Origin of the sequence: Xanthobacter autotrophicus (assembly GCF_005871085.1) — a bacterium.
Taxonomy (GTDB): domain Bacteria; phylum Pseudomonadota; class Alphaproteobacteria; order Rhizobiales; family Xanthobacteraceae; genus Xanthobacter; species Xanthobacter autotrophicus.
The window spans coordinates 222,416-236,702 of record NZ_VAUP01000015.1; the positions used below are offsets into that span (position 1 = coordinate 222,416).

Annotated in this window: 11 protein-coding genes; 4 read left to right on the forward strand and 7 right to left on the reverse strand. The window is 67.8% G+C overall.

Going from position 1 to position 14,287, the window contains the following annotated elements:
- The first annotated feature begins 73 nt into the window (after nucleotides 1-73).
- From catA to FBQ73_RS05740, 3 genes are all read left to right on the forward strand, one after another.
- Nucleotides 74-988: a catechol 1,2-dioxygenase gene (catA, locus tag FBQ73_RS05730; RefSeq protein WP_138398533.1), complete on the forward strand. Its 915-nt coding sequence runs from the start codon at nucleotides 74-76 to the stop codon at nucleotides 986-988.
- A gap of 110 nt (nucleotides 989-1,098) precedes the next feature.
- Nucleotides 1,099-2,442 carry an MFS transporter gene (locus FBQ73_RS05735; RefSeq protein ID WP_138398534.1) on the forward strand — a complete coding sequence of 448 codons (1,344 nt, stop codon included), beginning with the start codon at nucleotides 1,099-1,101 and terminating at the stop codon, nucleotides 2,440-2,442.
- A 67-nt stretch (nucleotides 2,443-2,509) separates the two neighbouring features.
- The gene (locus tag FBQ73_RS05740) at nucleotides 2,510-3,295 is read left to right on the forward strand and encodes a 1,6-dihydroxycyclohexa-2,4-diene-1-carboxylate dehydrogenase (protein WP_138398535.1); all 786 of its coding nucleotides are present in this window, start codon (nucleotides 2,510-2,512) and stop codon (nucleotides 3,293-3,295) included.
- Nucleotides 3,296-3,382: 87 nt separating this feature from the next.
- Here the strand turns inward: FBQ73_RS05740 and FBQ73_RS05745 are convergent, their stop codons facing one another.
- Nucleotides 3,383-4,606, reverse strand: a complete 1,224-nt coding sequence (locus FBQ73_RS05745) for an ABC transporter substrate-binding protein (protein ID WP_138398536.1) — start codon at nucleotides 4,604-4,606, stop codon at nucleotides 3,383-3,385.
- Nucleotides 4,607-4,650: 44 nt separating this feature from the next.
- A complete protein-coding gene (locus tag FBQ73_RS05750; protein ID WP_138398537.1) occupies nucleotides 4,651-5,934 on the reverse strand; it encodes a hydroxymethylglutaryl-CoA reductase, degradative in 1,284 nt (427 codons plus the stop codon).
- 250 nt (nucleotides 5,935-6,184) lie between these two features.
- On the opposite strand from FBQ73_RS05750, the gene FBQ73_RS05755 reads away from it, so the two are divergent.
- On the forward strand, nucleotides 6,185-7,597 hold the full coding sequence (locus FBQ73_RS05755; protein ID WP_138398538.1) for an aminotransferase-like domain-containing protein: 1,413 nt from the start codon (nucleotides 6,185-6,187) through the stop codon (nucleotides 7,595-7,597).
- On the opposite strand, the gene FBQ73_RS05760 is transcribed toward FBQ73_RS05755, so the two are convergent.
- From FBQ73_RS05760 to FBQ73_RS05780, 5 genes are all read right to left on the reverse strand, one after another.
- Nucleotides 7,598-8,494 carry a MurR/RpiR family transcriptional regulator gene (locus tag FBQ73_RS05760; RefSeq protein ID WP_138398539.1) on the reverse strand — a complete coding sequence of 299 codons (897 nt, stop codon included), beginning with the start codon at nucleotides 8,492-8,494 and terminating at the stop codon, nucleotides 7,598-7,600.
- Nucleotides 8,491-8,811 carry a hypothetical protein gene (locus tag FBQ73_RS05765; RefSeq protein WP_138398540.1) on the reverse strand — a complete coding sequence of 107 codons (321 nt, stop codon included), beginning with the start codon at nucleotides 8,809-8,811 and terminating at the stop codon, nucleotides 8,491-8,493. Before FBQ73_RS05765 ends, FBQ73_RS05760 begins: the two co-directional genes overlap by 4 nt.
- Before the next feature lie 83 nt (nucleotides 8,812-8,894).
- On the reverse strand, nucleotides 8,895-12,056 hold the full coding sequence (locus FBQ73_RS05770; protein ID WP_138398541.1) for an efflux RND transporter permease subunit: 3,162 nt from the start codon (nucleotides 12,054-12,056) through the stop codon (nucleotides 8,895-8,897).
- Nucleotides 12,057-12,059: 3 nt separating this feature from the next.
- Nucleotides 12,060-13,169 (reverse strand): efflux RND transporter periplasmic adaptor subunit, encoded by a 1,110-nt coding sequence (locus FBQ73_RS05775; protein ID WP_138398542.1) that lies wholly within the window; start codon nucleotides 13,167-13,169, stop codon nucleotides 12,060-12,062.
- Between the two features lie 296 nt (nucleotides 13,170-13,465).
- A complete protein-coding gene (locus FBQ73_RS05780) occupies nucleotides 13,466-14,254 on the reverse strand; it encodes an FCD domain-containing protein (protein WP_246089587.1) in 789 nt (262 codons plus the stop codon).
- Between the last annotated feature and the right edge of the window lie 33 nt (nucleotides 14,255-14,287).

The following is a 14,287-nucleotide window of genomic DNA, read 5'->3' on the forward strand; positions in this document are numbered from 1 at the left end:
GACCCCCTGCCCTTTCGACGACCGATGCCACCAGCGCACGGCGACCAAAAATCACCCCATAAGGAGAACGCCCATGGAAAAAGCCGCCATCGATGCCCTTTTGAAGGAGATGCAGGCGCCCACCCGCGGCGAGCCCACGCCCCGCGTGAAGGCGATCGTGGACCGCATCGTCCGCGACCTGTTCTACGTCATCGACGAATATGACGTGGAGCCAAGCGAGTTCTGGAGCGCGGTGAACTACCTGACGCAGGCCGGCCGCAACGACGAATACGGCCTGATCGCCGCCGGCCTCGGCTTCGAGCGCTTCCTTGACGTGCGGCTCGATGCTGCGGAGGAGGCTGCCGGCCTCACCGGCGGCACGCCGCGCACCATCGAGGGGCCGCTCTATGTCGCCGGCGCGCCTTTGTGCAAGGGCGAGGCGCGGCTCGACGACGGCTCGGAAGAGGGCGAGATCCTCATCATGCACGGGCAGGTACGCGACACCGACGGCCGTCCGGTGGCCGGTGCCCATGTGGAGGTGTGGCACGCCAACACGCGCGGCAATTACTCCTTCTTCGACAAGAGCCAGAGCCCCTTCAACCTGCGCCGAACCATCGAGACCGACGCCGAGGGCCGCTACCGTTTCCGCACCACCATGCCCTCGGGCTATGCGGTGCCGCCGGATGGCTCCACCGACACCCTGCTGAAGCAGCTCGGCCGCCATGGCCACCGGCCGGCGCACATCCATTTCTTCGTGAGCGCGCCGGGCTATCGCAAGCTCACCACCCAGATCAACATCGACGGCGATCCCTATCTCCACGACGATTTTGCCTTCGCCACCCGCGATGGGTTGATCCCGGCGGTGGAGCGCAACCAGGACCCCGACGCCATCGCCGAGGCTGGGCTGAATGCTCCGTTCGCGCGCATCGCCTTCGATTTCGAGTTGCGGTCCGAGGCGGCAGCCCTGCCCTCGGCCGAGGTGCAGCGCCCCCGCGCGGAAGCCGCCTGACCACGGGGTCAAAGCCCGCTTCAGACGCGCAGGCGCGGTGCTCCCCGCGCCTGCGCGCACCATCGCAACACAGCCCACAACAGCAAGATCAAATGAGTTTGGAGGACACAATGGCGGGTGGAAAGCAGAGCATCCAGGACCTGCTCGACGGCGAGCCCATACGCGGGCGCCAGTGGCTGGTCTTTCTCATGTGCTTCTTCGTGGCGGCCCTCGACGGCTTCGACACGCAGTGTATCGCTTATACCGGCCCGGCCATCGCCAAGGCGTTTGGCATGGCGCCGGCGGACATGACCTATATCTTCATCTCCGGCACCCTCGGCATGGCCATCGGCGCCATGGCGCTGGGCTCCATCGGCGACAAGATCGGCCGGCGCACCGCCATCCTCGGCGCCATGCTCCTGTTCGGGGTGTTCTCGCTCGCCATCGCCTTCGCCACCTCGCCCACGCAGATCGTGGTGCTGCGCTTCCTCACCGGCCTCGGCATGGGCGGCGCGACCCCGGTGCTGCTGGCGCTCTCCGCCGAATACGCCCCCGGCCGCGCCCGGGGCACCGTGCTCACCGGCGTGCTGCTGGGCCTGCCGCTCGGCGCCGTACTCGGCGGCCTTCTGGCCTCGGGCTGGATGCCGGTGATCGGCTGGCAAGGCATCTATCTGGTGGGCGGCTCGCTGCCCTTGGTGATGCTGGTGGTCTGCCTCATCGTCCTGCCAGAATCGCCGCAGCTTCTGGTGTCCCGCGGCAAGCCCGGCGACCTGGAGAAGAGCCGGTCGCTGGTGGAGAAGATCCTGAAGCGACCGGTGCCGGCCGGCACCCAGTTCGTGCCCGCCGAGAAGGTGGCCAAGGGCTCGGTGGCGGCGCTGTTCGCCCCTGCCTACCGCATCCGCACCATCGCGGTTTGGGCGACCTACCTCTTCAACTGGATCGCCTGGTTCATGCTGCTTTTGTGGCTGCCCACCGTGCTCACCACCTCTGGCCTGCCCGCTGCCACCGCCGCCTTCGGCACGGTGACCGTGAACACCGCCTTCATCATCTGCGCCATCCCGCTCTCCTTCGTCCTGCCGAAGGTAAATGCGCGGCTGCTGCTGCTCGGCATGTTCGCCCTGGGAATCGCCATCTGCATCGGCCTGGCGCTGGCTGGTACCAACTGGACTGCGGTGTTCATCCTGGTGGCAGCGGCCGGCTTCGGCGTCGGTGGCCAGCAACTGGCGCTGAATTACCTCATCTCGGGCATCTACCCCACCGAGCTGCGGGCCACCGGCACCGGCTGGGCCATCGGCATCGGCCGCACCGGCGCCATCGTCGGCTCGGCGGCGGGTGGCTGGTTCCTCCAGATGGGCGGCGTGCCCGGCTATTACCTCGGCATCGCCGTGCCGCTGGCCATCGCGGCACTGGCGGTGGCACTGATCCGTGCGCGGCCCTCCGCGCAGCCGGACGGCGCGCTGTCCGCAGCGCACTGATCGCACGGTGATCCAGTGGCCGCCGGCGCGATTCGGCGGCCACCCCTTTTTCAGGAGGAGACGACAGGTGGGAGACAAGCGCTTTGCCGACAAGGTTGCCCTGGTGACCGGCGCGGCGCAGGGCATCGGCCGCGTCACGGCGCTGCGGCTGGCGCGCGAGGGGGCGCGGCTCCTGATCGTGGACCGCTCGGCGGAGCACAACGAGAGCGTCCGCGCAGAAATCGCGGCGGCCGGCGGCACCGCCCATGCCCTGTCCGCCGACCTCGAGACCTTCGAGGGCGCGCAGGCGAGCGTCGCCGCAGCGCTGGAGGCCTATGGCCGGATCGACGTGGCGGTCCACAATGTGGGCGGCACCATCTGGTCGAAGCCCTTCTGGGAATACCAGCCGGAGGAGATGGAGAAGGAGATCCGCCGCTCTCTGTGGCCGACCCTGTGGAGCTGCCGCGCCGTGATCCCGGTGATGATGCGCCAGAAGGCGGGATCCATCGTGAACGTGGGCTCCAACGCCACCCGCGGCATCTATCGCGTGCCCTATTCGGCGGCCAAGGGCGGCGTGCATGCCATGACCACCTGCATGGCGCTGGAACTGGCCGAGCACGGCATCCGCGTGAATGCGGTTTCCCCCGGCGCCATCGACAACGGCACCCGCGCCATCCCGCGCAATCCCAAGCCCCTGTCCGAGCAGGAGAAGCAATGGGGCAAGGAGATGTACGAGGATATTCTCGCGGGCACGCCTTTGCGCCGCATGGGCACGCAGGAGGAAGTGGCCGCCACCATCTGCTTCTTCGCGTCTGAAGAAGCCGGCTACATCACCGGCCAGACCTGCTTCGTCGCCGGCGGCACCATCGGGTGAGGGGCTCACGCAGTGACGGGCGGCCGTGGCCGCCCGTTGCGGGGGGGCTCGCGGGCCCGCAGACGGCTCAGCCGCCCTGCCCTCGGCTCACGGCTTGGCGACCAGCGGGCAGCGCCCCTCGGCCATGGGCCTGAAGGCTTCCTGCGCCGGGATGGTCTCGACCAGGTTGTAATAGTCCCACGGTCCCTTGGACTGGTCCGGCGTCTTCACCTGAAACAGGTACATGTTGTGGATGTGCCGGCCATCGGCCCGCACCTCGCCCTTGCCGAACAGCGGATCGTCGGAGGGCATCGCCTTCATCTTCGCCACCACCTGCTGGCCGTCGGTGGTGTCGGCCGCCGCCGCCGCGCGCAGGTAATGCAGCGTGCCGGCATAGACGCCGGCCTGGTTGGCGGTGGGCCGGCGCCCGTTCAGCTGCGCCGCGAAGCGGTCGGCGAAGGCGCGGGTGCCGTCATTCATGTTCCAGTAGAAGCCTTCGGTCAGGAACAGGCCCTTGGCGGTGGCAAGGCCCAGCGAGTGCACGTCCGTGAGCTGCATGAGCAAAGCGGCAAGGCTCTGCCCGCCGGAGGTCAGGCCGAACTCGGAGGCGGCCTTGACCGAATTGATGGTGTCACCCACCGCATTGGCGAGAGCCACCACCTTGGCGCCGCTCGCCTGCGCCTGGAGGATGAAGGACGAGAAGTCCGACGCATTGGTGGGGTGGCGCACCGCGCCGAGGATCTTGCCGTTCTCCGCCTTCACCACCGCCATGGCGTCGGCCTCCAGCGCATGGCCGAAGGCATAGTCGGCGGTGATGAAGAACCAGCTGTCCTTCTTCTGCTTGAGCAGGGCGAGCGCGGTGCCGTGGGCCAGTGCCCAGGTGTCGTAGGTCCAATGCACCGTGTTGGGCGAGCACTTCTCCCCGGTGAGCAGCGCCGTGCCGGGGCCGGAGGCGATGAAGGCCACCTTGGAGCCGCGCACCGCCTCCTGCACCGCCAGCGCCACGGAGGAGAACGGCACGTCGAGGATGGCATCCACGGTGCCGTCGGCGATCCACTTGCGGGCGGTGGCGGAGCCGATATCAGGTTTGTTCTGGTGATCGAGGCTGATCACCTCCACGGCGATGCCGGGCTTCTCCTTCTTGAAATCCTCCGCCGCGAGCCGCGCCGCCGTCACCGAACCGATACCCGTGGAATCGGAGGCGAAGCCCGAGAGGTCGGTGAGCACGCCGACACGGATGGTGTTGCCGGGGATCTCCGCCCGCGCGGGCACCAGCGCTGAAGCGAGGATGGCGGCGCCCGCGAGCAGCGCGAGCGTGGTCTTCCTGAGCATGGTCTTCTCCCTGTTGTGTTTTTGTTGGTCGTGCGGGCGCGGCGTCAGCCGCCGCGCACCTCTTCGAGCACCTTGGCGGCCACATCCATGCGCACGCTGGCCCGCTCCACCAGGATGCGGGCCACCTTGTCGACCTCCTCGCCCACGGCCCCGGCCATCATGGCGATGTTCTGGGCGTGGAGCGCCATGTGGCCCTTCTGGATGCCGGTGGTGGCAAGTGCCTTCAGCGCCGAGAAATTCTGCGCCAGCCCCACCGCCGCGATGATCCGCGCCAGTCGCTCGGCGGTGGAAACACCAAGGATCGCAAGGCTGGCCCGCGCCGTGGGATGCACCTTGGTGGCCCCGCCGATGAGCCCCACCGCCAGCGGCAGCTCGATGGCGGCGGAGAGGTCGCCGTCGGCGTTGACCTCGTAGGTAGTGAGGGAAGTGTAGCGGCCGGAACGCGCGGCATAGGCATGGGCGCCCGCCTCCACCGCGCGGGTGTCGTTGCCGGTGGCCAGCACCACGGCGCTGATGCCGTTCATGATGCCCTTGTTGTGGGTGGCGGCGCGGTAGGGATCGGCGGCGGCGAACTGATAGGCGCTGACGATGCCGTCGCGCACCTGTTCGCCGCCGATATCCGCCGTGCGCCACACCGCATGGGCGCGGGCGAGCCGCCGGTCGGCGAGGTTGGAGAGAATGCGCAGGTAGACCCGACCCTGCGCCCAGCCGGCGATGGCAGGGGCGAGCTTTTCCGCCATGGTGTTCACGGCGTTGGCGCCCATGGCGTCGCGGGTATCCACGATGAGGTGGGTGATGACCATGGTGCCTGACGGCGTGTCCAGCAGCCGCACCTCCAGGTCGCGGAAGCCGCCGCCGAGGCTGACGAGCACCGGATCGCAAGCATCGCACGCGGCCTTGATCTCGTCACGCCGTTCCAGGATGCGCAGGCGGGCGGCGGCGGGGTCGCGCACCTCCACCGCCTGCACCTGCGCGATCATGAGGTTGCCGGATACGGAGGTGGAAAAGCCGGTCTCGTAATTCTGTCGGCCAGCATTGCACACGGCGGCCACCACGGACGATTCCTCCGTGGCCATGGGGACCAGCACGTCCTCCCCGTCGATCTTCATGTTGGTGGCGACACCCACCGGCACGTTCATGGTGCCGATGACATTCTCGATCAGCTTGTCGGCCAAAGCCGGATCGAGATTGCCCATGTTGGCGAGGTGCGCGACGGCCGTCTCGTCGAGGCCGGCGAAGGCGGCAACAAGGTCGAGCCGCTCGCGCGGGGTCTTCTTGTGGAAACCGGCGATGCGGGAGCTACGGTTCTGGCCGGCGGCGGACGTCATGATCAGGCCTTCCTGTGGATGCCACGGGCGGGCCGGCACAGAGGGCGGGCGGACAACGAGCGGGAAGGCGCGCGGGCAGCCCGGCGCGGTCCGCCGGAGGGCGGAAGCGGATGGCGGCTTCGATGGCGTTTCGTCCCGGTCTCTTATCCGGCCGCTCCATGGCGGTCCGTTGCCGCGACTTTCCAGCGCGGCCCCTGGCACGGCAAGGAACACTTTGCGCCGGAAACCGGAAGTCCGTACCCTTCTGAGCATGGGTACAGTTCAAGACGAGCCGCCTCCGAACGAAGAACTTTCCCGCGTCGAGGCTATCGTACGCGCGGTGAGCGAGCGCATCGATCGCGGCCAATTGCGGCCGGGGGAGAAGCTGCCGTCCATCCGCTCGGCCTTCCCGGCGTTCGGCGTCTCGCGCAACACGCTGGTGGAGGCCTATGAGCGCCTTGCCGCTTCGGGCCGCGTGGAGGCGCGTCCCGGCTCCGGCTTCTACGTGCTGCGCACCCGGATTCCGGCCGCGCCGCCGAGCGTTCCCGCCGTGGTGGAGGCGGTGGACAGTGTCTGGCTGCTGCGCGAGCAGCTGGAACAGCATTATGACGTGCGCGTGGGCGACGGCCGGCCTCCGGCCTCCTGGATGGAGGGCTCGGAGGTGGGGCGTTATCTCAAGCCCATCAATCGGCCGGGCAGCCGGCCCTTTCCCGCCAGCTACGGCAGCCCCTTCGGCTTTCCCCTGTTGCGCGAGACCATCGCCACCCTGCTCGCCGAGCGCGCCATCAGCGTCGATCCCGCGCGGGTACTGATGACGCAGGGCGCCAACCACGCCCTCGACCTCATCGTGCGGACCCTGGTGGAGCCGGGTGAGGCCGTGTTGGTGGACAGTCCCGGCTATTATCCCCTGTTCGGCAAGCTGCTCCTCGCCAAGGCCCGCACCATCGGCGTGCGCCGCACGCCCGAGGGGCCTGACGTGGCCGACCTTGAGGAGAACATCGCGGCCAGCGGCGCCAAGGTCTTCTTCACCCAGTCGCTGGCGCACAATCCCACCGGCTGCTCGCTCACCCCGGCAGTGGCCTATCGCTTGCTACAGGCAGCGGCACGGCATGATCTGGTGATCGTGGAAAGCGACCCCTTCGCCGATATCCTGCCCGCCGCCCGGCCCCGCCTTGCCGCCCTCGACCAGTTGGAGCGGGTGATCTACGTGGGCACGCTGGCGAAAACCCTCTCCGCCAGCCTGCGCTGCGGCTATGTGGTGGCCTCCGCCGGGCTCATCGAGCGGCTGGGGGCGCTCAAGATGGTCACCAGCGTGAACAGCTCCGGCTATGTGGAACGCATCGTCAACGACCTGATCACCTCGGGCCAGTACCGGCGGCACCTGAAGCGCCTGCGCGGCCGGGTAGATGCCGCAACCGCCTCCGCCCAGGCGACTTTGGGTCGGCTGGGCCTGCCCATCTTCGGCCCGCCTGGCGGTGGCTTTTACCTGTGGTGCGCCCTGCCCGACGGCATGGACGACAGCGCCCTGTCGCGGCAGGCGGCGGAGCGTGGCATCCTGCTGGCGCCCGGCGCGGTGTTCCATCCTGCCACGGATGCGCATCCGCCGGCCATGCGCATCAATGTGGCCTATGCGGACGACCCGCGCTTCGAGCGCTTCATGGCGGAGCGGCTGGGGCCCGGCTGATTAACTCCCCCCGCGCGGCGGCCGGCGGATGTCCTCATAGAGGGTGTGCAGGCGCTCCAGCGATTTCAGGGAGCGGTCCGGCTCGGTGGCGGCAAGGCCGATGACCAGCATTTCCAGGCACATGAGCACGAGGCCATGGAGCGGCACCGTCTCCGACTTCCCGTACGGCAGCTGGATCACCACCTGCGCCTGCCGGCCGAAGGCGGGCGAGGCCGAGCCGGACAACAGGATCATGGGCACCTCCAGCCGGCGCGCCTCCTCCAGCGTGGCGACGCCCTCGCTGTGGGCGCTGGCCTGGCCCATCATCACCAGCACATCGCCGCGCCGCATGGCGAGCAACTGCTCGCCGAGGCCAATGCCGGTGCGGTTGAGGGCATAGGCGTGCCGCCCGTTGCGCATCACCAGCCGGGCTGCGTAATCGGCGAGAATGGCGGAAGCGCCGATGCCGAACAGGCCGATCCCGCTCGCCCCGCGCATCAGTTCGATGGCGGCGGCGATGGCCCGCCGGTTCTCCGGCTTGGTCACCTCAGTGATGCCGATGATATGGCCGTCGCGCACGAAATCGATGGAGGCGTCGATGTCGCGCTCCAGCTCCTGCGGGGTGGAGGTCATCTTGTCCACGGACGAGATGACCGCACCCAGATGCCCGGCCAGGGTACGCTTGAGGTCCTTCAGCCCATCGAAGCCGAGGGCCTGCACGGCGCGGATGACGGTGGCGTCGGAGGTTGCGGTCTCGGCGGCGATTTCCAGCGCCGACTGGCCCAGCACGGTGCGGCGGTTCTCGTTGATATAGTCGGCTACCACCTTGAGGCGCGGGGACAGGGTCGCGCCACGCTGGCGCAGGCGCTCGCCGAACCGGTCCACCTTGCTCCTGCGACCTTGCGCCGGCGTTGTCATCTCGCCATTTGCTTTCCCAAGGAAAATAAAGTCTCGCCATGCTGGCATAGGGCGGGAGGCTTTTCCAACCGGGCCTTCAAGCCCACGCGGGCTTGAGCGAAAGCCGTCTCAGCGCAGAGCAGTTTCAGCTCTGCTGCAGCACCTCCTGCCGCCTCCGCCACGCCGACCAGCAGGTTGAGCGCGGCATAGGTGTTGGAGATGGTCTCGTCCCGCGGCAACAGCAGGTAGCGGCCCTCGCGCCACCAAATACCGGGACTAAACACCTGGAGCGGTTTCGAGCGAAGAGGGTACCGGCTCGCGTAAAGAAAACGCGTCAATACGAGAGTCCAGAGCGATTGCCGTGCGGCCGATGCGAACGGCATCGCCCTGAACGCGAGCCTGGCCGGGGCCTGCCGCCCCGTCAGTCGCCGTGGGCGGCGGGGGCGTCCGGCGCGGGGTGCACCTTCGGGCGCGAACCGGGGCGCAGCTTCTCGCGGATGCCCTGGAACAGCACGTAGAGCGGCGGGATGACGAAGATGCCGAGGAAGGACGCCGCGATCATGCCGCCGAACACCGGCGTGCCCACGTTCTGCCGCGCCATCTGCGCCGCCCCTGTCGCCACCACCAGCGGGTAGAGGCCGAGGATAAAGGCGAGCGAGGTCATCATCACCGGGCGGAACCTGAGCCGCGAGCCCTCGGTTGCGGCCTGCAGCAGATCCTCCCCGTGCTCGCGCCGCTCCTTGGCGAACTCGACGATGAGGATGCCGTTCTTGGCCGCAAGGCCGATCAGCACGATCATGCCGATCTGCCCGTAGAGGTCGAGGGTGAGCCGGCCGATGACGATGGCCGCGAACGCCCCCAGCATGCCCACGGTGACGGAGAGCAGCACCGGCACCGGAATCGACCAGCTCTCATAGAGCGCCACCAGGAACAGGAAGGCGAACAGCACGGCGAAGGCGAGGATCATCCCGGTCTTGCCCTCCGCGCGCTTCTCCTGGAACGAGGTGTCGGTCCATGCCCCGGAGAAGCCCTGCGGCAGGGTCTTGGCCGCCACCTCGTCCATGGCGGCGAGCGCCTGGCCGGATGAGACACCTTCCGCCGGCGCGCCCTGCACCGTCACCGCCCGCTTGTTGTTGTAGCGGATCAGCGCCGGCGGGCCGATCTCCACCCGCACCTCCACAATGGAGCGCAGCGGAATCATCTCGCCTTTGTTATTGCGCACATGGATGCGGTAGATGTCGTCGATGCTCTTGCGATCCTCCGCCTCCGCCTGCACCTGGACCTGCCAGGTGCGGCCATAGAGGTTCATGTCGTTCACATAGAGCCCGCCCAGAGAAGTCTGGAGCGCCTGGAACACGCTGTCCAGCGGCACGCCGAGCACCTGGGCCTTGTCCCGGTCGATGTCGAGCTGGATCGAGGGATTGGACGCGGAATAGGTGGAGAACACGCGGGTCAGGCGCGGGTCCTGGTTGGCGGCCACCAGCAGGCCGCGCAGTACCTGCGCCAGCGCCTTCGGGTCTCCTGCCCGCAGATCCTGCAGCACGAAGCTGAAGCCGCCGCCGGTGCCGAGGCCGACGATGGGCGGCGGTCCTAGCGGCACGACGGAGCCGCCGGAGATGCCGCGCATCTTCGGCCCGAGCCGGGCGAGAATGGCGGCGGCGCCGTTCTCCGCGCCATGCCGTTCCTCGAACGGCTTCAGCGTGACGACGATGAAGGCGGCGTTGGGCTGGGAATAATTGTCGATGAAGTTGAGGCCGATGACGGAGGTGAAGTCCTCCACCGTGTGCTCTTCCTTCAGCAGCGCCTCGGCCTTGCGGATCACCTCGGTGGTGCGGCCCACGGAAGCGCCGCCGGGCAGTTGCACGACCACGAAGAAGGCACCCTGGTCGTCCTCCGGCAGGAAGCCGGTGGGGGTCATCTTGGACAGGGCGAAGATGCCGCCGGACGCCACGAACACGCACACCAGCCCGATGAGCGAGAACCGCACGAGGCGCGCCACCGCCGCGCCATAGGCATCGCGCACCTTGTCGATGCCGCGCATGACATAGCCGATGGGCCCCTTCTTCGGCCCGTGGGCGGGCTTCAGCAGGATGGCGCACAGCGCGGGCGAGAGGGTAAGCGCGTTGATGGCCGACAGGAACATGGCCACCGCCACCGTCACCGCGAACTGCCGGAACAGCTCGCCCGAGATGCCGGGAATGAAGGCCACCGGCACGAACACGGAGAGCAGCACCAGGGTGATGGCGATGATGGGCGCGGTGATTTCCGCCATGGCCCGCTTGGTGGCCTCGGCGGGGGTGAGCTCGGGATGCTCCTCCATCACGCGCTCGACGTTTTCCACCACCACGATGGCGTCATCCACCACGATGCCGATGGCGAGCACGATGGCCAGCAACGACACCGAGTTCGCCGAATAGCCGATGGCATTGAGCACGATGAAGGTGCCGATGAGGCTCACCGGCACCGCCAGCGTCGGGATCAGGGTGGCCCTGAAGCTGCCGAGGAAGAGGTAGACCACCAGCACCACGAGGATGAACGCCTCGATCAGGGTCTTTTGCACCTCATGGATGGTCTCCACCACGAACGAGGTGGGGTCATAGGTGACCTTCCAGGCGAGGTCCTCCGGGAAGGCCTTGGACAGTTCGTCCATGCGGGTGCGGATGGCGTTGATGGTGGTAATGGCGTTGGCGCCGGGCGACTGGTAGAGCGCCAGCACCGCCGCCGGGCCGCCGTTGAACAGGGTTTCGCGGTCGAGGTTGGCCGCGCCCAGCTCCAGCCGCGCCACATCGCCGAGGCGCAGCACCGAACCGTCCTCATTGGTGCGCAGGACGATCTTCTCGAATTCCTCGATGCTGGACAGCCGCCCCTTGGTGCGCAGGTTCAGCTGTAACTGCTGGTCGTCGGAGACGGGCCGGGCGCCGATGCGGCCCACCGCGGCCTGGATGTTCTGGGCGCGGATTGCGGCAACGATGTCCTGGGTGGTGAGGCCGAGGCCGGTGAGCCGGTCGGTCTTCACCCAGGCGCGGACGGCATAGTCCTGCGGGCCCCAGAGCGCGGCATCGCCCACGCCCGGAATGCTCTTCAGCTCGTCGAGGATGTTGATGGTGACGTAGTTGGAGATATAGAGCGGGTCCCAGGTCTTCTTCGGCGAGGAAATAGCCAATACGCCGAGCAGCGCCGACGACCTCTTCTTCACCACCACACCCTGAAGCTTCACGTCGTCCGGCAGCTTGGACAGCGCCACCTGGACGCGGTTGTTCATGTTGACGGTGTTGATGTCCGGGTCAGTGCCCAGCTCGAACGAGCCGGTGAGCGAATAGCTTCCGTCGTCGCCGGACACACTCTTCATGTAGATGAGCTTGTCCACGCCCACCACCTGCGCCTCAATAGGCTGGGCGATGGTGGCATCCACCACCTCGGCGGAGGCGCCGGGATAGGCGGTGGTCACCGACACCTGCGGCGGGATGATGTCGGGATACTGCGCCACCGGAATGGCGAACAGCGAGAGCAGGCCGGCGATCACCGTGACGATGGCGATGACGATGGCGAGCCGCGGGCGGTCGACGAAGACGGAAGAAAGCATGGCTCAGCCCTTCAGGCCGAGGGTCGTCGGGGTCGCGCGCACCGCGATGCCGGGCTTCAGGCTCTCGAAGCCCTCCACGATCACCGGCTCGCCGGTCTTCACCCCGTCGGTGACGATGATATTCGGCCCCTGGGTGCCGCCGGTCTTCACCCGGCGCACCACCGCCTTGCCGTTCTCCACCACGAACACATAGACGCCGGCCTGGTCGGCGATCAGCGCCGCCTGTGGGATCACCACCCGCTCCTCGGGCGTCCCCGCCTTCAACTCCACCCGGACCAGTTGGCCGTCCACCAGCTTGCCGCTCGGGTTGGGCACGTCGGCGCGCATGATCATGGTGTCGGTGGTGCGGTTGACCGACACGTCCACGAAATTCACCCGCCCCACCTCGCCGTAGACCCCGCCGTCGGCGAACTTGATGCGCACCTCCACGTTGGAGAGGTCCACCTTCCCCTCGTCCTTCTGCGCCTCCAGATAGTCGCGCTGACTGACGGGGAAGGTGACGTACATGGGGTTCTGGCTGACCACGGTGGCGAGCACGCCGCTGTCCGGCCCCACGATGTGGCCGCGGGTGACCGCCGAGCGGCCGATGCGGCCGGTGATGGGCGAGACGATGTCGGTGTAGCCGAGATTGATTTTGGTCGTGTTCAGCGCCGCCTCGGCCGTCAGGAGCGCGCCGGTGGCGCTCTCCTGGTTCGCCACCGCCTGGTCGCGGGCCACCGCCGTGCCGGCATTTTTGGCCAGCAGTTCCTCGGCCCGCTCGCGCTGGATCTTGGAGAGGCTGAGGGCCGCCTTGGCCCGCTCCACATCACCTTCCGCCTGCTGCACGTCGGCCTGGAACAGCGGTTTCTCGATGCGGTAGAGCGGCGCGCCCTCCTTCACCGTCTCGCCTTCCTTGAACAGGACGGCTTCCAGCATGCCCTTGACCCGGGCGCGGATCTCGACCCGCTCGGGCGCTTCCACGCGGCCGACGAATTCCATGGCATCGGAGATGGGCTTGAGTTCCGCAGCAACGACGCCCACCGGAATGCCGCCCTCCTGCGCCCGTGCAACGGGCGAGACGAGAAGGCCCAGCAAAAGCAGCGATGCGATGCGGACGGCATGGGCGTGCGACATGGTGGTCTCCCCCAGAGCTTCGGACCACCCGCGCGACGGTCTTCGGCGGACGCTTTCCCAGATCAAGGCATGATCTGCCAACGCGGCATGCCTTATCGGAAGTGTCGTCGCCAGCAAAACAGCTTGCGGGTGCAGGTCGTTTTGTGGGTGTAGTTCAGTGCGGTACGTATTTACAGGAGCTGGGGTGAACTATGGAACCATATCCCCGATTCGTCGTCTTGGGGAGTGCAACGGATGGCCAAGCCAGCTGCGCCGGGGGAGGCAGGCCCGGCCTTCGGCCTTCAGCTGAGCATCTTTCAGCCGCGAGTTTTGCCCGCTCGTGAGGCGATGCCGCCGCCCTCGATGCGGCGCAGGGAGATTTCGAGGCGCGCATCGGCGGCCGCGATCTCCGCGATGACGCGCTGGGTGTAGCGCATGTGCGCCTCGGCGCAGCGGCCCGCGGCTTCCGGATCGCGGGCCATGATGGCCTCAAAGATGGCCCGGTGCTGGTCGCGCAGCACGTCGCGCACTTCCGGCCGGGCATAGAGCTTTTCCCGGTTGTGGAAGATGCCCTTGCGCAGCATGCCCGACAGCGCACGCATGATGTGGAGCAGGACGATATTGTGGCTCGCCTCGTAGACGGCGAGATGCAGGTCCACGTCGGCTTCCGCCTCGTCACCGGCATCGGCCTCGCCATGGGCGCTGTCGATGCGTTCCATGGCTTCCCGCAGGGTGGCGCGGTCCACATCGTTGGCGCGGGTGGCCGCAAGCGTGGCCGCCATGCGCTCGAGGGTTGCGCGCAGCTCGAGATAGTCGTCCGTCACCGCCTCGCCGGACGACAGGAGATCGATCAGCGGGTCGGTGAAGCTGGTCCCGAGCGGGGCCACCACCCGGCTGCCGTTGGTGTCGGCGACGAGCAGACCCTTGTCCTCGAGCATCTTCATGCCCTGCCGCAAGGTCGGCCGCGAGACGTTGAGGCGCAAAGCCATCTCCCGTTCCGGAAGCAGCGGCTCCCCCGGGCGCAAAGCGCCCTCGACGATGAGTTCCTCGATGTGGCGCGCGGTGCTTTCGGCGGCGCTGGCGCCTTTGATGCCGTCCTTGGTCATCCTGCCCATCTGTTCTGCCGCTTGAGGAGAATC

Excerpts from the sequence above, each read along its gene's own strand:
- FBQ73_RS05750 (WP_138398537.1), bottom strand. The coding sequence starts at position 5,934 with ATGACGTCCGCCGCCGGCCAGAACCGTAGCTCCCGCATCGCCGGTTTC.
- FBQ73_RS05775 (WP_138398542.1), bottom strand. The coding sequence starts at position 13,169 with ATGTCGCACGCCCATGCCGTCCGCATCGCATCGCTGCTTTTGCTGGGC.
- FBQ73_RS05760 (WP_138398539.1), bottom strand. The coding sequence starts at position 8,494 with ATGACAACGCCGGCGCAAGGTCGCAGGAGCAAGGTGGACCGGTTCGGC.
- FBQ73_RS05770 (WP_138398541.1), bottom strand. The coding sequence starts at position 12,056 with ATGCTTTCTTCCGTCTTCGTCGACCGCCCGCGGCTCGCCATCGTCATC.
- FBQ73_RS05735 (WP_138398534.1), top strand. The coding sequence starts at position 1,099 with ATGGCGGGTGGAAAGCAGAGCATCCAGGACCTGCTCGACGGCGAGCCC.
- FBQ73_RS05755 (WP_138398538.1), top strand. The coding sequence starts at position 6,185 with ATGGGTACAGTTCAAGACGAGCCGCCTCCGAACGAAGAACTTTCCCGC.
- FBQ73_RS05780 (WP_246089587.1), bottom strand. The coding sequence starts at position 14,254 with ATGACCAAGGACGGCATCAAAGGCGCCAGCGCCGCCGAAAGCACCGCG.
- catA (WP_138398533.1), top strand. The coding sequence starts at position 74 with ATGGAAAAAGCCGCCATCGATGCCCTTTTGAAGGAGATGCAGGCGCCC.
- FBQ73_RS05745 (WP_138398536.1), bottom strand. The coding sequence starts at position 4,606 with ATGCTCAGGAAGACCACGCTCGCGCTGCTCGCGGGCGCCGCCATCCTC.